The sequence below is a fragment of the Bradyrhizobium sp. Leaf396 genome, assembly GCF_001424605.1.
GTDB classification, from domain to species: Bacteria; Pseudomonadota; Alphaproteobacteria; order Rhizobiales; family Xanthobacteraceae; genus Bradyrhizobium; species Bradyrhizobium japonicum_C.
Window position 1 is genome coordinate 40,227 of the sequence record NZ_LMQJ01000022.1, and the last position, 19,338, is coordinate 59,564.

Here is a 19,338-nt window from a genome sequence, read left to right on the forward strand (position 1 = left end):
CCAATTTGCTGCAGGACGATGTCATGATGTCTCGCCGCGCTCTGCTCACCGGTGCTGCTCTGGCTGGCACCGGCGTCGTCGTGGCCGGTTCACTCTGGCACGATCGTGCAGCCCCCGAGCCGCAGCTACTGCGGATTCCCGATCTGATCGACCTTCGGGGGATGGGGCAATCGGCGTCCCTCAAGGTGCAGCGAGGCACCACCTCGTTCTTTCCAGGTCGAGAGAGCAGAACCCTCGGATACAACGGCAGCTATCTCGGCCCCACACTTCGCGTCCACAATGGAGACGACGTCGAGGTGGCGGTCACGAATGCGCTTGGCGACGACACAACCGTGCACTGGCACGGGCTCCTTGTCCCGGCGGAAGTGGACGGCGGGCCACATCAACTCATCCGTCCTGGCACCACATGGCGCCCCGTGCTGCCGGTCCGCCAGCCCGCGGCGACCCTTTTCTATCACTCACACGTCCATGATCGGACGGCCGAACAGGTCTACACTGGTCTTGCCGGTGTACTTCTTGTGACCGACGACGAAGAGAATTTGCTCGGGCTCCCATCAGAATATGGTGTCGATGATCTGCCGCTCGTTCTGCAAGACAGGCAATTCGAGGATGGTCGGCTCGTCATTCCTAACGGGATGATAACGTTGATGGCTGGTAGGAGGGGCGACACAATGCTCGTGAACGGGACAGTGAATCCAATAGCGAGGGTGCCGAGGCAGCTGGTTAGATTGCGTTTTGTGAATGGATCGAATGCTCGCATTTTTGATCTTTCCTTTACGGATGGCCGGACGTTTCACTGGATTGCCTCGGAAGGCGGACTGCTGGAGCTTCCTGTCAAGCTGCAGTCGCTGAGCCTTGCGCCCGGCGAGAGGGCGGAGGTCCTTGTGGATTTTTCTGATGGACGATCAGTCGCGCTGCAGACGGCACCCGACCGTAACATGCCCACGATGATGCGCATGGTCGGCGGCCCGCGAAACTTCCTGCGGGATCTCGTCGACCTCGATCATGAGCGCGTGCTCGCGTTCGAACCAACGGAAACAGCGGGCCATCGCACCAAGACAACCGTTCCCGACCGACTCGTCACACGCCCGAATCCAGACTCAAGCAGGGCCGTGAGGCGCCGGCGGTTTGCGCTGAACATGGGTATGGGCGGCATGATGGCCATGATGGCTGGCAGAGGCGGAATGATGGAAGGTGGCAGAGGCAGTGGCATGGCGATGGCTGGCATAAATGGCCGCGCCTTTGACATGGATCGTATCGACGAGAAAGTCCGGCTAGGTGATTTTGAGATTTGGGAAGCGTCGGGCGAGATGATGGCCCATCCACTACACATCCACGGCGTGCACTTCCAAGTGCTAAGTCGGGGCGGAGCCAAACCGTCTGTTCGCGATCAGGGTATTCGGGATACTGTCCTAGTGGAGGAGTCTGTCGAATTGCTGGTACAATTCACACAGCCCGCTTCGAAGGCGGCGCCTTTCATGTATCACTGTCACATCCTGGAGCATGAGGATAATGGAATGATGGGGCAGTTCACGGCCGCCTGATATTTTCATAGCCCTATTCCAAATATGGTCATCTGATAGGACGAAACCGCAGCTCGTCGACAGTGGGCGGCGGCCTCCTCATCGCGAAAGCACCGATGTGCTGCCGTTTCGTGTAGTCGATTTCGCCCGCTTTTCGTTGCACACGCTCGGCTGGAAAGACCCGACACCTGCCGGCCAACGCCACCCACAAATGAAGCAAGTAAACCCAAATAGAATGGCGCAAACTCAGGCGTTCTAAAGAGAGAGATCATAGACACGCCCGTGTATTCTTGCCCCGCACGGCCAGCAACCCCGCCAGCGCGAACCCGGCTCCCGCGACGAAAGTTCCGCTCGGCCCGGCGGCATCCCAGAGTGCGCCGGCGATCACGCTCGCGGCGAGCATCGCCAAGCCGCCCAGCAGATTGAAAAACCCATATGCCGTCCCTCGCAGTTCCGGAGGCGACGTATCCGCAATGAGGGTCGCCAGCAGCCCCTGCGTGAATCCCATGTGCAGTCCCCAAAGCACGGTCCCGACGGCTATGCCGCTGGTCGTGGGAAGGAAAGCCAATGCCAGATCTGCCGCGATCAAAAGGGCGAGGCCGAGCGCAAGCAGTCCCGTCCAGTCGATGCGGTCCGAGAGGATGCCCGCCGGATAGGCCGCCAGGGCATAGAAGACGTTCATCACGATCAGCACCGCCGGCACCAGTGCAATCGGCAGCCCGACGTTCTGCGCGCGCAGGATCAGGAATGCCTCGCTGAACCGCGCCAGCGTGAATACGGTGGCGACCGCCACGACCCACCAGTACACCGCGCTGAGACGCTTGATCTCGGCCAGGCTGATCGGATTGCGCACCTCGCGCATCCCCTTCGTCCGCGCCGGCTCATGGACGGCGAAGATGATGAGCGCCAGCGCCAGAAGGGCGGAAAGACCGCGAACCAGAACACGGCCTTGAAGTTGTCGGCCGTCCACCACATCAGTGCGATCGCCAGCGTCGGCCCCGTGAAGCCTCCCGCCGTATCCAGCGACTGACGTAAGCCGAAACTCGCCCCTCGCAGATGCACCGGGGCGATGTCCGCGATCAGCGCGTCCCGCGGCGCGCCCCTGATGCCCTTGCCGACCCGGTCCGTGAAGCGCGCAGCCACCAGCCGGTCGACCGTAGATGCGAGCGGAAACACCGGCTTGGTCACTGCAGCGAGGCCGTATCCGACGACGGCGAGCAGCTTGCGCTTGCCAAGCCGGTCGGAGAGGGCGCCGGAGAAGATCTTCGTGATGGATGCTGTCGCTTCGGCGATGCCTTCAATGAAACCGACCGTGACCATCGAAGTGCCGAGCACGGTCACCAGGTATACCGGAAGCCGCGTGGATCATCTCCGACGAGACGTCCATCAATAGCGCAACGAAGCCGAGCGCCCAGACGCCGGTCGGAATGTCCCTCACCGAGTATTTCTGCCTGCTCGCCTCAGCCATTTCGTAGCCCGCCTGTGATTTTGTGAATCGCGCCGCCCCGTCGGAAAGCATCAAGCTCGCTCCTGCCGGCACCCGCGCCTGCCAGGCCGCTCCTATCTAGATCACCGGGACCGCTCCCGCGGATTGGGCCCGGGATTTCCAGTTGCAGTCGACGGCTGGAACGGTCGAGATCACGTTGCCGCGATCCATCCCGGCAAGGCAGCGCGAGCCACGTGCCAGAGCGCTGCGTGGTGGCGACGCGTCGCCAGGCAGAGCCGTCTGTGCTTTTTCGCGTCATGCGCAACTCCTCGGAAATTCCATGGTCACCGTGGTGCCTTCCCCGAGATGACTGTCGATCTCGACATGCCCGCCGTGCCGGACGACGATCGATCTGACGACTGCGAGGCCCAGCCCGACGTTGTGTTGCGAACCCGTCCGCGCCTTGTCGACCCGGTAGAACCGTTCAAAGACGCGCGGCAGATCAGCCGGGGGAATCCCGCTGCCGGTGTCCGAGACGGCAACGGCGAGAGCACCTTTTGAAGCCTGCGCCTTGATGCGAAGCCGTCCGCCGCGGTCCGTGTGGGTTATGGCGTTCGAGACCAGATTGCTTAGAGCCTGGCGGAACAACGTTCGATCAACGCGCGCCGTGAGCGCCGGAGGAGCGCCGAGCTCGAAGTCGATACCCTTCTCGGCGGCCGAGGGTTCGAAGAAGTCTTTCACGCTCGCGATCTCGTCGCGGACGTTTACCTCCTCGACGTCGAGTTGGCCGACCGCGTTGTCGGCCCGAGCCAGGAACAGCAGGCTTTCGATGATACGCGAAATGCGGGCGCACTCCTCCAGGCTGGAGCCGAGGATATCGCGGTAGTCCTCGTTGCTTCTCGCCCGTGTGAGGGCGACCTCAATCTCGCCCCTCAAGTTGTTGACCGGCGTCCGGAGTTCGTGCGCGACGTCGTCGCTGAATTGCGAGATGCGGTCGAACGAGCCCTGCAGCCGGTCCAACATGTGGTTGAAGGTGGAGGAGAGTCCCAGAAGTTCCGTAGGCAGATCTGCGGTATCGATCCGCTCATGGAGCGTGGTCGAGCGGATCCGCTCCGCCGTTTTGCTGATGCCGCCGACCGGACGCATGGCGCTGCGGGCAATCGCGTATCCGACCAGCGAGCTGAGGACCACGGCCAACACCAGAATCAGGTAAAGGCGTTCTCGGTAGCGCCGCAACGTCTTTTCTTCGGCTCCGCGGTCCATCGCCACCTGCACGTACTGCGCGTCCGGGCTCCTGGCGTCGGCGGGCGCGCGCGTGGTCAGGATCTTGAACGACCGCTTGGAGCGGGTCGCGATGTCCCGGGTCTCCGGCGGTCCGGTCGGGAGCGTTTCCAGGGTCTCCGCCGACGGCGGCGGAATCTCCTGCGTCATGCCGGGGGTCTCGACCAGCAGTCGGCCGTTCCGGTCCAGAACGCGGATGTATATCTGCGTGTCCGCCGGCGAGGCATCGGGTGCTGCTGGCTCGGTGAGAAAGCCCGAGCCGTGCTGCGGCTTCAGGAGCAGTCGGAGATTATCCAGGTTGTTGGTGAGGATGCGCCGATCCTCTTGATTGAGGTTGGTCGCCATCGCCCAATAGAGCGTGCCGGTCGCGGCCGACACTATGGCCACGGCGGAAAGCACGTACCAAAGGGTTATGCGCAGAGCGATGGAAGTCGGGCCGCGCCAGATCGGCCACCGCCGTGCCCCCGCAGCTTCAGGATCGCGTTTCGAGGACATAGCCAATTCCGCGTACGGTATGAAGAAGCTTTCTGTCGAACGGATCGTCTACTTTTGACCGAAGCCGCCGAATGTGGACATCGACCACGTTGGTGTCGCTATCGAAGTTCATGTCCCATACCTGTTCAGCGATTACGGTCCGGGAAAGGACGTCGCCGGCACGCCGCAAGAACAGCGAAAGCAGGAGAAATTCCTTTGGCGTGAGGTCCAACGGCTTGCCGGCGCGGGTGGCACGCCCGCGATTGAGATCGATTTCGAGATCGTCGAGCCGAAGTATCGTCTGCTCGCGCTTCGCGCTCCGCCGCAGAATGGACCGGGTGCGCGCCAGCAGTTCCGAAAACGCGAAAGGCTTCACGAGATAGTCGTCCGCCCCGAGATCCAGGCCCTTGACCCGGTCCTGCAGACCATCGCGGGCCGTGAGGAAGAGGACGCGCACGTCGCTTTGCGTGCGCCTGATCTCCGTCATGACGGACCAGCCGTCGATGACCGGCAGCATGACGTCGAGAATGATCAGGTCGTATGGTCCCGTACGCGCGAGGAACAACCCGCTTTCCCCATCATGCGCCACGTCCACGACGAAGCCGTTCTCCTCAAGGCCCTTCTTGAGATACGCCGCCGACTTCTCTTCGTCGTCGATGACGAGGATCTTCATTTACCGAACGACTCCATCGCTTCAACTTCGCACGCGCTTGATCCACGTCAACATAATCTCCCCGTCGCGTCTTTGGAAATCAATCCGGTGCCGACGCCAAGATGACGAAATCGTCATCTTGCAGGTGCACCTCCGATTCGATCAATGCGCTCTGGACATGCGACCGGCCGACGTTCGGCGCGCCGGCGGAGGCAAACATTTTATTTCGGTCACTGGCCGAGTTGTGGAACGATTTGGCGAGCCGACGGAGCGATCGGAGCGTACCCCAGTCTCGCCCCGTGTCGATTGTGCGCCACAGACACAGTGGTGATGGCTCAATCGCAATCGCCGACCGGCGTAGCGGCCAGGTTTGCGCATCGCTGCACATCAATGGCGCTGATAGAGCTGCAGACTTGCTCGGATCTCAAGCATCAGTTCATCAGAGTCTCGCGGCCCGAACACCATGCCTGCCGGGCCGACGATGCGATTGTGCGCATATTCCAAGTGCAGGTTGATGAGCTTCTTGAAGTGGGGAGGAGGATTGTAATTGATCCCAAGTCTCACCGCTTGATGCCGAGCACTTCCGCCAAAACCGGCGGCGCTTGCATTCACCACATCATGGCGGACGAAGAGGTCGAGATCGCCCCAGATTTCGGTGTCGAACAGCGAAAGCTGGGCCATGACGTAGCCGCCACCAATTTTCGTCTTGCTGCCGCTGAAGTTCGAAAGCAAGCCCTCGGCTTCCAAGGTGATAGGATGTCCGAAGGCCTTAAACGAATAGGACACATCGCCTTCGACGGTCAACTTGTCGCCTTCGGCCGGGAGGGCGCCCAAGCCAGATTGGCCGACGGCGGTCAGCAGCCTCAGCATTCCGTTGTGGATGTCCATCGTATGATCGATGCCGCCCCCCAAAGTTAGTTTCTGTCCGCTTTCCCTATCCTCGAATGGCGTCGCAGAGAGCTTTGCCGAGAGCGAATTGCCGATCGAGTATCGAGGGCGGTCGACGTTGAACGAGCCGCGGTTATCGAGGGCGGCAAAGGCGATCGTGTATTGCGGCGACAACGCCTGAACATACTCGAACCAAATTGCGCGCCGAAGAGATTCGCTGTCCCATGCTCTTCTAGGATCAGAGATCGATTGATGGTTGGGAGATTGCCGGACGACAGATTGTCCTCGCGCGAGAGAATATGGGGGTTCTGGCCGAGCAGGGCGCGCAGATGGCCGGGATCCCGGACATCCTGAATCGCAACGAAAAAATTTTCTAGATTGCAGCGGCCAAATCCGCTTGTTCCGCCGATGCCGTTCTTGAAGAAGTAAGAATTGACCATGTCGATTTCGTAGACGAGCGCTGGCCGTAACTGATCGGTGATACGGGGAAGATCAAACTCACTGCCCTGCCGGAAGCGGCGCCATGTGCTGTTGTTGTCGCCCTGCGCGTCGACCAGACGTTCAGCATAGCCCCAAAACGTCCATCGAAAATCGACGTTCTGGTAGAAGAGACTGGCGCCCGGATCAATAGGACCAAGTTCCCCACGGTCGCTCTGAAGTGACCGATGGGGCCGTCGCTCCGGCCATCCGGGTCGCGACGTTCGTCGATTCATCTGCGAGCGCCGGTAGCTGACCGAGAACGGCCAAGCCTGCCAGCATGGCCATGTGCTTTGCGGCTGCCATGAAAAACCTCACCCTGATGGCGCCTGTTCCTGACGTTTGATGCGAACTGGCGGCACTAGATTTCACGCCAAAAACACCGAAAGCCTCATTCGACTGCATGCGGGCGATCCAATTCGAACGGGACTCCTACCGCGTCCTCCGAAAGTGGCCTCACGTCAAGCTAGTCCGGCCCGAGAAGACAAGCTTGATCTCCGTCACGAAAGGCGAAGCGCATTGCTACCGGCAGATGACGAAATCGTCATCTTGGCGTCAGGGGCCTGTCAGGCTCGCTTCTGTAGGCAAGTGTAGGTGTCGAGGTTTGGATGAATCCAATGTGGCGGGCGAACTTATTCGGTCGGAAGTCGATGTGGACCGCATTTGCCGTTCCCTTGACGATCGTCGTCGCAGGCTGCGCCCAGTATCGGCCCGAGCCGTTTTCCGCCGAGCGCCACGCTGCGGCGCTCGAAGAACGTTCGCTCCACGATCCGCGATTGGGCGAGTTCGTCGAGCTTGGTTTGCCTCGGCAACGGAAGGGGGGCCGGGCATGGGAGCTCTCGAGCTTGACGCTGGCGGCGCTATACTATCATCCGGATCTCGACGTCTCGCGCGCCAAGCTTGTCTCGGCACGGGCCGCCGTGATTACCGCCGCGCAAATTCCGAATCCTACGCTGAGTGCGAGCGCGACCTACAACGCCACGATGACCGCGCCGACGCCGTGGACCGTCGGCCAGATCGTAGGCTTCCTGATCGAGACGATGGGTAGGCGCGAGTATAGGATTGGCCAGGCGGAAAACCTGGTCGAGGCCGCGCGCGAGGACTTGGCGACGGCCACCTGGCTGGTGCGCGGGCACGTCCGCGCCGCCTTCCTGAACCTGTGGGCGGCCCAGAGAAGGCTAGAACTGAACGGCCGGCGTGCGGCCCTTCAGCGCCAACTCGTCGACCTGCTCCAACGGCGGTTCTCGGAAGGTCAGGCCTCCGCATTGGACCTCACGCGCGAGCGGATAAACCTCAATCAGGTAAGTCTTGCGGTGCGCGATGCAGAGCGGCAACGCGCCGAGGCACGGGCGCAACTTGCGACCGCCGTCGGCGTGCCGCTCCGAGCGTTGGACGCCATCAGCCTCTCGTTCGGCGCTTTCGAGCGGGCACCTCCATTCCGCCTGGAGGCCGGCGAATTGCGCCGCGAGGCCCTCGTCGGTCGCAGCGACGTGCAGGCGCTCCTCGCCGAATATGCGGCAATGCAAACTGCCCTGCAGTTGGAGATCGCGAAGCAATTCCCGAACGTCAATGTCGGGCCCGGCTACACCTTCGATCAGGGCGCCAACAAGTACAATCTCGATCTGTCCTTCGAACTGCTGATCTTCAACCAGAACCAGGGGCCGATCGCCGAGGCGGATGCCCGCCGCAAGGATGCCGCCGCTCGCTTCGACGCCTTGCAGGCACAGATCATCGGGGCGATCGACACCGCCGTCTCGAGCTATCGCGCGATAAACCAGACGATGACGACGGCGGATGCGCTGGTTGCCACTGGACGTCGGCGTCAGGATGAAGTCTCCCGCTCGTTGCAGGCCGGGGACGTCGATCGCTCCACCCTGGTCACGGCCGAGCTCGAGGTGGCGGCGATCGAAATCTCGCGTTTCGACGTCCTGGTGCAGCAGCGACAGGCGCTGGGCGCGCTGGAGGATGCGCTTCAGCACCCGATATTCGAACCGCGCGTCCGCCTCTTCGTCTCGGAGACGAATCCACGCGGACCATCAGGGTCAGGCATATGATCGAATCGAAGCCATCGAAGAAGCGCTGGCGGCCGTTGCGCCGTTTCCTTCTTGTACTTGTCCTGGCCGGCGTCGGAGGCGGGATTCTCTGGGGTTTCGTGGCGGGACGAATGGAGGCGGCGCTCGAGGCCGAGCGGGAAAGACCCATCAAGGCTCCGCTCCGCGTCTCCCTGGATAACGACGAGCAGGTCGTGACGCTGGACGCCGAAGCCCAGAAGCACAACGGGATCGAAACGTCCCCGGTTGCGGCGGCGCCATATCGGGAGCGCGTCCGGGCCTACGGCACGGTCGTCGATCTGGCGCGCCTGACCGACCTGAGCAACAGCTACCAGAACGCCAAATCCTCGCTGCAGGCCGCGAACGCCCGGCTCGCGGCATCGCGCCCTGCGTACGAACGTGCGCAGACGTTGAACAAGAACGAGCAGATCGTCTCGCAGGCGACAGTCCAGGCGGCGCAGGCGACCTACGGCGCCGACGTGGCCACTCAGGCGTCCGCCGAGTCGCAGCTCCGGACGCTCGCGGCCACCGCGCAACAGGAGTGGGGGCCGGTTCTAGGCAAGGCGCTGATCGAGGGATCTCCGACGATCACCCGATTGATCGAGCGGCAGGACTTTCTGTTGCAGGTCACCCTGCCGCCGGGGGTGTCGATACCGACGCCTCCGCCGACTGCCGCGATCCTCACCGCCAACGGACTGCGCGCGGACATCAGGTTCGTCTCGCCCGCGACGCGGACCGATCCGAAGATTCAGGGCGTGAGCTATTTCTATATCGCCGCGGCCGACAGCGGCGTGTTGCCCGGCATGAACGTGATTGCGTATCTGCCCAGCGGCGCAACTGTCGAAGGCGCGGCCATTCCGGAGCCGGCCATCGTATGGTGGCAGGACCGGGCCTGGGTTTACCGGCGCAGCGCCCCCGACAAGTTCACCCGCGTCTCGATCGCGACCGACTTTCCGGCGCCCGGCGGAGGCTACGTCGTCAAGGGCTTTCCGAAGGATGCCCAAATCGTGACGCGCGGCGCACAGGCGCTCCTGTCCGAGGAGTTCCGCGCGCAGATCCAGGTCGGCGAGGACAAGAAATGACCGGCGCGCCTCCATCGGGACCGCAGGCGGCGGTCATCGGCTTTGCGATCCGCTTTCGCGGCATCGTCATCGCGCTTGCGTGCCTGCTGCTGGCGTACGGGGTCTATTCGTTGGGGCGGGTCAAGTACGACGTGTTCCCGGAATTTGCGCCGCCCCAGGTCGGCATACAGACCGAGGCCGCCGGCCTCACGCCCGAGCAGGTGGAAATTCTCGTCACTCGGCCGATCGAGACCGCGATCAACGGAGTGCCCGGCGTGCAGACGTTGCGCTCCACCTCTATACAGGGGCTCTCGGTCGTCACGGTGTTCTTCGATCCCTCGAGCGACATCTACCGCGACCGCCAGGTCGTGGCCGAACGGCTGGCCGCAGCCGCCCAGCAGCTTCCCGTCGGCGTCCAGCCGCCCTCACTGACGCCGCTCACGTCATCGACCAGCACCGTGCTCGTCGCCGGCCTGACCTCGGATTCGAAATCGTTGATGGAACTCCGCTCGATCGCGGAATGGACCGTCCGCTTGCGGCTGCTCGCGGTGCCCGGCGTCGCCAACGTCGCGATCTTCGGCGGTGAGACGCGGGCCATTCAGATTCAGGTCCACCCCGATAAGCTCATCCTGTACGACCTTGGCCTGAACGATGTTCTGACCGCGGCCCGCAAGGCCACGGGCGTGCGCGGCGCTGGCTTCATCGACACCAAGAACCAACGCATCGTATTCCAGACCGAAGGCCAATCGCTCCAGGCGGCGCAGATCGCCCGTACCGTGCTGCTGAGCCAGAACGGCTCGAGCGTCACGCTCGGCAATGTCGCCGATGTGAGGGACGCTCCGGAGCCCGCGATCAGCGGCGCCGCCATCGGCGGCCGGCCGGGTGTCATTCTCAACGTCTCCGAGCAGTACGGCGCGAACACCGTGGACGTGACGACCTCCGTTGAAGCGGCGCTCGAGGATTTGCGGCCGGGGTTGGCGGCCAGCGGCATTAGCGTTCAGTCGGACCTGTTCCGGCCGGCGAACTTCATCCACACCGCGACCAGCAACGTCCGCGATTCCTTGATCATCGGCGGCGTCCTGGTCATCGCAATCCTGTTCCTGTTTCTCTTCGACATGCGCACCGCGGCGATTTCCTGTATCGCCATTCCGCTGTCACTGCTGGCCGGGACGATCGTTCTCCAGGTGGTGGGGGCGACCCTCAACACCATGACCCTTGGCGGCCTTGCGATTTCGATCGGCGTCGTGGTCGACGACGCGGTGATCGGGGTAGAGAACATCGTCCGGCGCCTGCGCGAGAACCGGCGCCTGCCCGAACCGCTATCCGAAGCCAGGGTGATTCTGGACGCCTGCATCGAGGTCCGCAGCGCCGTCGTCTACGCCACCTTGGCCGTCATTCTCGTCGTTCTACCCATCATGGCGCTTTCCGGACTTGCCGGTCGGTTGTTCGCGCCGCTCGGCTTCTCCTACACGTTGGCCGTGCTGGCGTCGCTCCTGGTCGCGCTCACGGTGACGCCGGCGCTCTCGATGGCGCTGCTTGCCGGCCGGACCGCCGCAGCCCACGATCCTCCGGTCGTCCGTTGGACGCGCGCCGCTTACGAAAACCTGCTGCGGGGCATTGCGCAGCAGCCGCGGACCGTAATTGCCGCCGCGGTAGCGTTTACGCTAGTCGGCTGCGCGGCCTTGCCTTTTTTCGGAGGCGGGTTCATTCCCGAGCTCAAGGAGGGGCACTTCATCATTCACATGTCGGCCGTGCCCGGCACGTCCATCGACGAGTCGCTGCGCATCGGAGCGCGCGTCGCCGACGCGCTGCGGACTCTGCCTTCGGTCCGGTCGGTCGCGCAGCGGGTGGGCCGGGCGGAGAAGGTCAGCGACACCTGGGGACCGCACTACAGCGAATTCGAGGTCGATCTGAAGCCGCTAAGCGGCGATGAGGCCGAGGGCGCGCAGGCTGAGATCCGCAAGACACTCGCCGGCTTCCTTGGCGTCAATTTCTCGGTCAAGACGTTCCTGACCGAGCGGGTCGAGGAGACCCTTTCGGGCTACACCGCCTCCGTCGCCGTCAACATCTTCGGCAACGACCTCGACGTTCTCGATCGGACGGCGCAGGAGATCGCACGCGTCCTCGGCGGGATTCCCGGCGCCACCGAAGTTCAGGTGCAGTCGCCGCCGGGGCTCCCACAGCTCACGATCCGCTTGCGGCAGCCAGATCTGGAGCGATGGGGATTCGATGCCGTCGAGGTGCTCGATCTCATCCGCACCGCCTACCAGGGCGATGTCGTTGGCCAAACCTACGAAGGTAACCAGGTCTTCAACGTCATCACGATTCTGGATCCGGAAAGCCGCGGCAGCGTGACCAAGGTCGGCGACCTTCCGCTTCGCGTCACAAGTTCTCCGGGCACGGCATCGGCCACGGCCCGTGCAAGCTCTTCCGGGGGCGGCACCTACGTGCTGCTGAAGCAGATCGCCGATATCTACGAAGTCGCCGGACGCTACCAGGTCCTGCACCAGGGCGGGCAGCGCCTGCAAACCGTCACTGCCAACGTGGCGGGGCGGGACGTGGCTTCCTTCGTTCAGGAAGCGCGTGCGGCGATCGGCTCGAAGGTTCGGCTTCCGGCAGGCTCCTACGTGACCTTCGCCGGCGCCGCGGAAGCGCAGTCGCAGTCGCAGCGCGATCTCCTTCTGAACTCGCTGATCGCCGCCGTTGGCATCGTACTGCTACTCTCGATCGTGACGGGCAACTGGCGAAACCTGCTCCTGGTGCTGGTCAACCTGCCGTTTGCGCTCGTTGGTGGCGTGCTGGCGGTGTTCGCAACCGGAGGCCTACTGTCGCTGGGGTCGCTGGTCGGTTTCGTGACGGTGTTCGGGATCACGCTTCGCAATTCGATCCTGATGGTTGCGCACTACGAACATCTTGTCGAAGTCGAAGGAATGAGTTGGGGGCCGGATACCGCGATCCGCGGCGCCGCCGATCGGGTGACGCCGATTCTAATGACCTCGCTGGTCACCGCCCTGGGCGTGCTGCCGCTGGCGATCGGCATGGGTGATCCCGGCCGCGAGATCGAGGGGCCTATGGCCGTCGTGATTCTTGGCGGGCTGTTAACGTCCATGGCGCTCAACCTGCTCGTGCTCCCGACGCTGGCGCTGCGGTTCGGGCGTTTCGAAGCGGAGGCCAATGAATTCGCAACTCGACAAGCAAGCCCGGGGCCCGCTCCCGCAGAGTAGATCGGATGGCGAACAGCGCGATCTTCGAGCGTCTTGGCCGATCGCGGCGGCTTCTGAGCAAAGAGAGACCTCTGCCACGCATAGCCCAACAACATAGGTCCAGTCCGGATCTCTCGATCGTCTAAATGATTTGCAGACAGTACCGAGCAATGAATCGCGGGACGTGCCGAGCAGCATTTTAGCTGGAAGAGGCTTTCGCGTGGGCGCAACTAGGACGCGGACTCATTAAGGCGCAACCATAATCTGATTGACGCGAGTTGAACGAAGGCAAGGTAGTTGGCGGCAAGCTTGTCGTAGCGCGTCGCCACCCGACGACATTGTTTGATCTTGTTGAAGAATCGCTCGACCCGGTTGCGAGCGCGGTAGAGATACGGGCTGAAGCAGATCGGATCGCTGCGGTTTCTTTTCGGCGGAATGTTGGCCCACGTGCCCTTCTTCATAGCAAGCTCTCTGATCCAGTCGGCGTCATAGCCACGGTCCGCGAGCAGCATTGACCCGGATTTCAGACGAGATAGCAGTTTTCCGGCCAGTCGAACGTCGTGCGCCTCGCCGGGGCTCAACGCCAGCCGTACCGGCAGACCGTTGCTGTCGACCACCGCATGAATTTTACTCGTCAAGCCGCCGCGTGAGCTTCCCATCGACTGGCACTGGTTCCTTGTGCAGGCTCCATGCTGATGTACGCGGACAATGGAGGTGTCGATCATCTGAACAGCGGCATCATGGGCAGCGGCAAGTGCGTCCATAATGCGGCCCCAGACACCAGCCCGCCGCCAGCGAACAAAGCGGTTGTAGCAAGTGGTGTAAGGACCGAATGCCGCCGGCAGATCACGCCAGGGTGCGCCTGATCGTAAGACCCAGAAAATGCCATTGAGGACACGTCGGTCGTTCACCCGAGGAACGCCGCGCGGCTTGTTTGGTAGCATCGGCTTGATGCCGACCCATTCATAATCGGCGAGTTCGTAGCCCATGATTCGAGCCCCCAGTTTGGGAGTTTGAATCACGGGGGTCTGGCCGAAAGCAATGCTCCTAGCCAGGTCCTCCTGGTCCGGCGCTTACGGGCGGAAGTGGTCATCAACCAACCAACAATCTCCACCGAAACCGCCGAAAATGACCCAAGATGAAGGATTGCATCGCGCTAAGGTTGGCGCGGTCACTTCGCTGAGATGATTATGTTGCACTGTTCCCCATAATCCGGCTTGATCCCCGGCAGCGGAACGTCGAGCATCGAATGCAGCAGATCGAAGACTGGCTTGAGAAGTTGGGCATGTCTGCCTACGCCCGGCGATTCCTTGAGAATCATGTCGACTTCTCCGTTCTCGGGGATCTGAGCGATCAGGACCTCAGGGAACTCGGGGTCGTCCTTGGCGATCGCAAGAAAATGCTTCGCGCGATCCGTGAGCTGCATCCTCCAGGGAAGATCGCGCCCACTGCCATCCCGGCAGAATCGCCTCCCGATGCGGCCGAGCGGCGCCAGCTGACCGTCATGTTTTGCGATCTCGTCGGCTCGACGGCTCTATCCACGCAGCTCGATCCGGAGGACTTGCGGAAGATCATCGGTGCATACCACCGGACCTGCGCTGCAATCGTCGAACGACATGGCGGTTTCGTCGCCAAATATATGGGCGACGGCGTTCTCGTGTATTTCGGCTACCCGCAAGCCCACGAACATGATGCCGAGCATGCTGTGGAGGCGGGACTTGCCCTGGTTGGCGCCATCGCAAAACTCCATACAGCGGCGCCGGGGCGGTTGGAAGTGCGTGTCGGGATCGGGACGGGACTCGTCGTCGTTGGCGACCTTGTCGGGTCGGGAGAGGCGCAAGAACGCGGTGTCGTCGGCGAGACGCCGAACCTTGCGGCTCGACTGCAGGCGGTCGCCCAACCTGGAATAGTCGTTATCGCCGACGCCACCCGGCGGTTGCTCGGTGATCTCTTTCAATTGACGAGCCTCGGTGCACAAGACCTCAAGGGCCTCGCCGGCCCTGTTCATGCCTGGGCCGTGGAAGGTATGAACACCATTGAGGGTCGCTTCGAAGCGTTGCATGGTCGCGGACTGGGAGCCCTTGTTGCACGTGAGAACGAATGCGCGTCGCTGCAGCGGAGCTGGTCCAAGGCGAGAACAAGCCAAGGCCAAGTCGTACTCATTTCCGGTGAAGCCGGCATCGGCAAATCACGTCTGGTAACGGCCGTTATGGAACAAACCGCCGCGGACGCGCCCACGCAGCTACGCTACTATTGTTCTCCGCAGCACACCAATACTGCGCTCTATCCGATCATTAAGCAGATGGAGCGGCGCGCAAACTTCACGCGCAACGACGACACCAAGACGAAGCTCGACAAGCTCGACGCAATGCTTGACCATTCATCCGTGTCCGTCGTGCACAAGGCCGTGCTTGCCGACCTGCTTGAACTCGCCGAAGACGATCGCTATCCCGCCGAGAGTTTGACACCGGCCCAGCGTCGTCAGCGTACGCTGGAAGCGATCGTGCAGGACATCCAGAGCTTGGCGCACTTCGGACCGGTCCTGCTGATATTCGAGGATTTGCACTGGATCGATCCGACCACCCTTGAGCTTCTCGACCAGATCATCGATGCAATCGCGGTGCTTCCCGCGATGCTTGTTGCGACCTTTCGGACCGAATTTGTACCGCGCTGGAGCTCAACCCTCCATGTAACCGTGATGTCTATCGCTCGGCTTGACCCGCGGGACACGGAAGCGCTGGTTAATGACGTCATCGGAGCAGCGTCGCTTCCGGCGCACGTCCGGCAGGAAATCATCGATCGTGCAGACGGCATACCCCTGTTTGTCCAGGAGATGACCAAGGCGGTGCTGGAAGCGGGCACCGAAGCGCGAACTGTCGGAGCGGTTCCGGCGGCCGCAAGCCCGGTGCCAGCCACTCTGCACGCATCGCTAATGGCTCGATTGGACCGGCTCGGTCCCGCCAAGGAGGTGGCCCAATTAGCGGCTGCGATCGGCCGCGAATTCAGCTATGCGCTGTTGTCCTCGATCGCGCCAGTTGCCGAACCAGAACTCGGCCGCTCGCTCGATCGCCTCGTTGCCGCGGGCTTGCTGTTTCGGCAGGGTGAGCCACCCGAGGCAAATTATCTGTTCAATCATGCCCTGGTCCAGGAAGCCGCTTATGGGACGCTGCTGCGTGAAAAGCGCCGCGTACTCCACGCTGCGCTCGTCCAGTCCATCGAACTGGATTTCGCAGACATAGCCGATAGCCAGCCGGAAGTGCTTGCCCGTCATTGCACCGAAGCCGGCCTGTTCGAAAAGGCTGCAAGCGTGTGGAGCAAAGCGGGGCGGCGCTCCCTTTCACGCTCGGCGCTGGTCGAGGCGGCTGAGCAGCTTTCGCGCGCCCTCGATCTGATCGCCGCGCTGCCCGAGACCACGGGGCTGCGACGCGAGCGCATCACGCTGCAGATCGAGCTTGCCAATGCCTTGATTCATACAAGGGGCCATGCCGCGCCCGAGACACGAGCAGCATTCGCACAGGCACGCGCGTTGGTGGAGCAGGCAGAGACGATGGGGAAGGAGACGGACGATCCTCTCGCGCCGTTCGCCGTGCTCTATGGCTTCTGGGTTGCGAGCCGCATGTCGTTCCAAGCCGACGCGACCCGGGAGCTCGCGGTTCAATTCCAGGGGCTCGCCGAGCAGCGCCAGGCCGAAACGCCTGTGGTGCTTGGACATCTGCTGATGGGAATTTCGCTGGTGCTCGCCGGCCACCTCACGGCCGGATTCGCAGAACTCGATCGAGTCGAGGCGCTTTATGATCGCGCCAGGCATCGACCATTCGCAACACGGTTCGGCCACGATATTCTTGTGTCCGCTTTGTGTTGGCGAGCCTTGTCGAACTGGGCGCTCGGTCGCGCCGAAGCGGCAGCGGCCGACGCCGCGCACGCTCTAAAGGAGGCGCGTGAGTTCGGGCATGCCGCCAGCTTGATGTATGCACTTTCCCATGTGTCGCTTACATTGATCCATCTGGGTCAGCTCGCGACAGTGGCCGTGCTTGCCGATGAGCTTGTGCAGTTGGCGGAGGAAAAGCTATCAACCTTTTGGAAAGCTTACGGCATGCTGTTGCGCGGCCGCGGACTTTCCCTCGAAGGTAAGAACCATGCCGCAGCCGATTTGATGGAAGCGGGCATTTCCGCAATGCGATCGACCGGTGCAACAGCCTACGCACCCTGGTACTTCAGCGCATTGGCGGCAGCTTATGCTCAGAGCGGACGGGCAGAAGCCGGACAGCGGCTTGCCAAAGACGCGATAGCTAGGATCAGCGAAAGCGGCGAAAGCTGGCAAGAGGCGGAGGCATACTGCATTGCCGCAGAGGTGGAGCTGGCCCTTTCGCCGCCAAACATCGCGCAAGCGAAAGCTCATTTTGACCGAGCACTTGTTGTTGCAAGACAACAGATGGCCAAACCCTTCGAACTCAGGGTGGCCGAAGGCTTGAGATCGCTTTCTCAATCCGAAGCAAATACTCGGCTTTAACAGCCAGAGACAGGGACCAGCTTCGCTAACGTCAGCTTTTGGCTCTGCGCGACACATTGCGCTGCGCACGAACTTGGTCGCTATGGGGGCAAAGCGCACATCGGCTTAGTCGCATCACGCGTCGGGTTTTATGGGTACACGGCCTAGTCTAGCGACGGCTCTCAATCTCAATATGGGAGTGCATAGACGAGCGGTCAGAGGACCTCATCGTTGGTGGCGAGCGCTGATCCTCCGGCGTGCTCAGGATGGCTTCTGCCAAAGCCTTGAATCCTGCGTGCGTTCGTCCTGCATTCACAGGCGCAGCATTACCGGAAACGCTCGTTGAGGCATCAGTGAAACCAGGATGACGGAATCTTAATCGCGATATTGGCAGCCCGTAATCTGCGCCTGATAGGGACCGCACACTACTCGCCTCGGCTCACTGCATTTTCGAGGGGAGCTTTGTGGGAATCGCTTATGAGCTGGCATCGATGAGCCTGAAAGGCCGGCGAAAGGCCCCCACTTCAGATCAGTGATCCACTTGGATACGCGCCACAGATGAGTCCGCCAAGCCTATCCGAACCGAAACCCAAAGCGAGGTCTGCCGGTGTGCCGCACGCCTCGGACATGCAAAGCTCGTCGATGGATATCGTCGGGAATGCCCATCCGGCAGCGCGGCGGCGCGATCTTCGCCTCGACCTTTTTCGTGGCTTGGCGAACTGGGCGATCTTCCTCGATCATATTCCCAACAATGCGGTCGCGTGGTTGACGACAAAGCACTACGGCTTCAGCGATGCCGCCGATCTTTTCGTCTTCATCTCCGGCTATACGGCGGCTCTGGTCTACGGTCGGACGATGCTCGAGCGTGGATTCGTTCCCGCCGCGATTCGGCTGCTCTCGCGTGCTTGGCAGCTCTACGTGGCTCACGTCCTTCTGTTCGTGACGTATGTCGCGGCGATTGGATATATCGCTCGCACCTACGAACACTCGCACCTCCTCGACGAATTCAACGTCGCCCAGGTCATCAAGAATCCGCTTGCCACACTGGCGCATGGCTTGACTCTCGGATTCAAGCCGCTGAATCTCGATGTGCTGCCTCTCTACATCGTGCTGATGGCCGCCTTCCCGCCCGTGCTCTGGGTCATGACCCGACGGCCCGACCGGACCCTTGCGGTCTCGTTGGTGCTTTACTTCGCGTCGAGACATTTCGGATGGAATCTCCCGTCCTTTCCGTCGGGCGTCTGGTACTTCAATCCGTTTGCTTGGCAGTTGTTGTTTACGCTGGGCGCATGGGCCGCGCTAGGCGGCGCGGCCAGGTGCCGGAGCCTGATCGAATCTAACGTGGCCCTAGTACTCGGATTGACGTATCTCGCCTTGGCACTGGTCCTTACCATGGCCGGTCGTTTCGATCAGTTCGCCCATCTGCTGCCCGACTGGCTGGTGCTGGCCGTGAATCCGAACGACAAGACCAATCTGGCGCCCTACCGCGTTATTCATCTTGTGGTGCTTGCCGTTTTGGCGGTGAGGATCCTGCCTGCAGACTGGAGAGGCTTCGACTCTCCTTTCGCCAAGCCTCTGATGGCCTGCGGTCAGCGGTCGCTGGAAGTCTTCTGCACCGGCATCTTTCTGTCGGTCGCCGGTCACATCCTACTCGAAATCGAGCCGGACTCCTTCGCCTTTCAGATGTTGGTCAGTGCTGCCGGCATTGGGGTGATGACTGGCGTCGCCTATTACAGATCGTGGGCGAGAAATCTGGGCGGGCAAAGCAGCGCCGGCTCCGGAACGCGGGGCCGGGAAGCATGACAGGCGAACG

Annotated in this window: 11 protein-coding genes and 1 pseudogene; 6 read left to right on the forward strand and 6 right to left on the reverse strand. The window is 62.1% G+C overall.

What is annotated here, in order from left to right; genetic code table 11:
• The first annotated feature begins 23 nt into the window (after window positions 1-23).
• Window positions 24-1,544 (forward strand): multicopper oxidase family protein, encoded by a 1,521-nt coding sequence (locus ASG57_RS19990; protein WP_057197180.1) that lies wholly within the window; start codon window positions 24-26, stop codon window positions 1,542-1,544.
• Window positions 1,545-1,791: 247 nt separating this feature from the next.
• Here the strand turns inward: ASG57_RS19990 and ASG57_RS19995 are convergent.
• The 5 genes and pseudogenes from ASG57_RS19995 to ASG57_RS37960 all read right to left on the reverse strand — a co-directional run bounded on the left by ASG57_RS19995 (window position 1,792) and on the right by ASG57_RS37960 (window position 6,957).
• Window positions 1,792-2,991 (reverse strand): annotated as a pseudogene (locus ASG57_RS19995) (MFS transporter).
• A gap of 273 nt (window positions 2,992-3,264) precedes the next feature.
• Complete coding sequence (locus tag ASG57_RS20000; RefSeq protein WP_057197120.1) at window positions 3,265-4,725, reverse strand: heavy metal sensor histidine kinase; 1,461 nt, start codon at window positions 4,723-4,725, stop codon at window positions 3,265-3,267.
• Window positions 4,703-5,377 (reverse strand): heavy metal response regulator transcription factor, encoded by a 675-nt coding sequence (locus ASG57_RS20005; RefSeq protein ID WP_057197122.1) that lies wholly within the window; start codon window positions 5,375-5,377, stop codon window positions 4,703-4,705. The genes ASG57_RS20000 and ASG57_RS20005 overlap by 23 nt, the downstream gene beginning before the upstream one ends.
• Window positions 5,378-5,743: 366 nt before the next feature.
• The gene (locus ASG57_RS20010) at window positions 5,744-6,244 is read right to left on the reverse strand and encodes a hypothetical protein (protein WP_156402753.1); all 501 of its coding nucleotides are present in this window, start codon (window positions 6,242-6,244) and stop codon (window positions 5,744-5,746) included.
• Window positions 6,245-6,270: 26 nt separating this feature from the next.
• On the reverse strand, window positions 6,271-6,957 hold the full coding sequence (locus ASG57_RS37960; RefSeq protein ID WP_156402754.1) for a hypothetical protein: 687 nt from the start codon (window positions 6,955-6,957) through the stop codon (window positions 6,271-6,273).
• 414 nt (window positions 6,958-7,371) lie between these two features.
• Between ASG57_RS37960 and ASG57_RS20015 the strand changes: the two genes are divergently transcribed.
• The 3 genes from ASG57_RS20015 to ASG57_RS20025 all read left to right on the forward strand — a co-directional run bounded on the left by ASG57_RS20015 (window position 7,372) and on the right by ASG57_RS20025 (window position 13,057).
• Window positions 7,372-8,775: a TolC family protein gene (locus ASG57_RS20015; protein ID WP_057197127.1), complete on the forward strand. Its 1,404-nt coding sequence runs from the start codon at window positions 7,372-7,374 to the stop codon at window positions 8,773-8,775.
• A 110-nt stretch (window positions 8,776-8,885) separates the two neighbouring features.
• Window positions 8,886-9,854 (forward strand): efflux RND transporter periplasmic adaptor subunit, encoded by a 969-nt coding sequence (locus tag ASG57_RS20020; protein WP_230646711.1) that lies wholly within the window; start codon window positions 8,886-8,888, stop codon window positions 9,852-9,854.
• On the forward strand, window positions 9,851-13,057 hold the full coding sequence (locus tag ASG57_RS20025) for an efflux RND transporter permease subunit (RefSeq protein ID WP_057197131.1): 3,207 nt from the start codon (window positions 9,851-9,853) through the stop codon (window positions 13,055-13,057). The genes ASG57_RS20020 and ASG57_RS20025 overlap by 4 nt, the downstream gene beginning before the upstream one ends.
• Window positions 13,058-13,266: 209 nt before the next feature.
• Here the strand turns inward: ASG57_RS20025 and ASG57_RS36245 are convergent, their stop codons facing one another.
• Window positions 13,267-14,025 (reverse strand): IS5 family transposase, encoded by a 759-nt coding sequence (locus ASG57_RS36245; RefSeq protein WP_063997007.1) that lies wholly within the window; start codon window positions 14,023-14,025, stop codon window positions 13,267-13,269.
• A 260-nt stretch (window positions 14,026-14,285) separates the two neighbouring features.
• On the opposite strand from ASG57_RS36245, the gene ASG57_RS20050 reads away from it, so the two are divergent.
• Window positions 14,286-17,546 carry an adenylate/guanylate cyclase domain-containing protein gene (locus ASG57_RS20050; RefSeq protein WP_082529015.1) on the forward strand — a complete coding sequence of 1,087 codons (3,261 nt, stop codon included), beginning with the start codon at window positions 14,286-14,288 and terminating at the stop codon, window positions 17,544-17,546.
• A 621-nt stretch (window positions 17,547-18,167) separates the two neighbouring features.
• The gene (locus ASG57_RS20055; protein WP_057197139.1) at window positions 18,168-19,328 is read left to right on the forward strand and encodes an OpgC domain-containing protein; all 1,161 of its coding nucleotides are present in this window, start codon (window positions 18,168-18,170) and stop codon (window positions 19,326-19,328) included.
• Window positions 19,329-19,338 lie beyond the last annotated feature (10 nt).

Coding starts and splice junctions, on each gene's coding strand:
- ASG57_RS19990 (WP_057197180.1), top strand. CDS start 24: ATGATGTCTCGCCGCGCTCTGCTCACCGGTGCTGCTCTGGCTGGCACC.
- ASG57_RS20000 (WP_057197120.1), bottom strand. CDS start 4,725: ATGTCCTCGAAACGCGATCCTGAAGCTGCGGGGGCACGGCGGTGGCCG.
- ASG57_RS20005 (WP_057197122.1), bottom strand. CDS start 5,377: ATGAAGATCCTCGTCATCGACGACGAAGAGAAGTCGGCGGCGTATCTC.
- ASG57_RS20010 (WP_156402753.1), bottom strand. CDS start 6,244: ATGGACATCCACAACGGAATGCTGAGGCTGCTGACCGCCGTCGGCCAA.
- ASG57_RS37960 (WP_156402754.1), bottom strand. CDS start 6,957: ATGAATCGACGAACGTCGCGACCCGGATGGCCGGAGCGACGGCCCCAT.
- ASG57_RS20015 (WP_057197127.1), top strand. CDS start 7,372: ATGTGGACCGCATTTGCCGTTCCCTTGACGATCGTCGTCGCAGGCTGC.
- ASG57_RS20020 (WP_230646711.1), top strand. CDS start 8,886: ATGGAGGCGGCGCTCGAGGCCGAGCGGGAAAGACCCATCAAGGCTCCG.
- ASG57_RS20025 (WP_057197131.1), top strand. CDS start 9,851: ATGACCGGCGCGCCTCCATCGGGACCGCAGGCGGCGGTCATCGGCTTT.
- ASG57_RS36245 (WP_063997007.1), bottom strand. CDS start 14,025: ATGGGCTACGAACTCGCCGATTATGAATGGGTCGGCATCAAGCCGATG.
- ASG57_RS20050 (WP_082529015.1), top strand. CDS start 14,286: ATGCAGCAGATCGAAGACTGGCTTGAGAAGTTGGGCATGTCTGCCTAC.
- ASG57_RS20055 (WP_057197139.1), top strand. CDS start 18,168: ATGGATATCGTCGGGAATGCCCATCCGGCAGCGCGGCGGCGCGATCTT.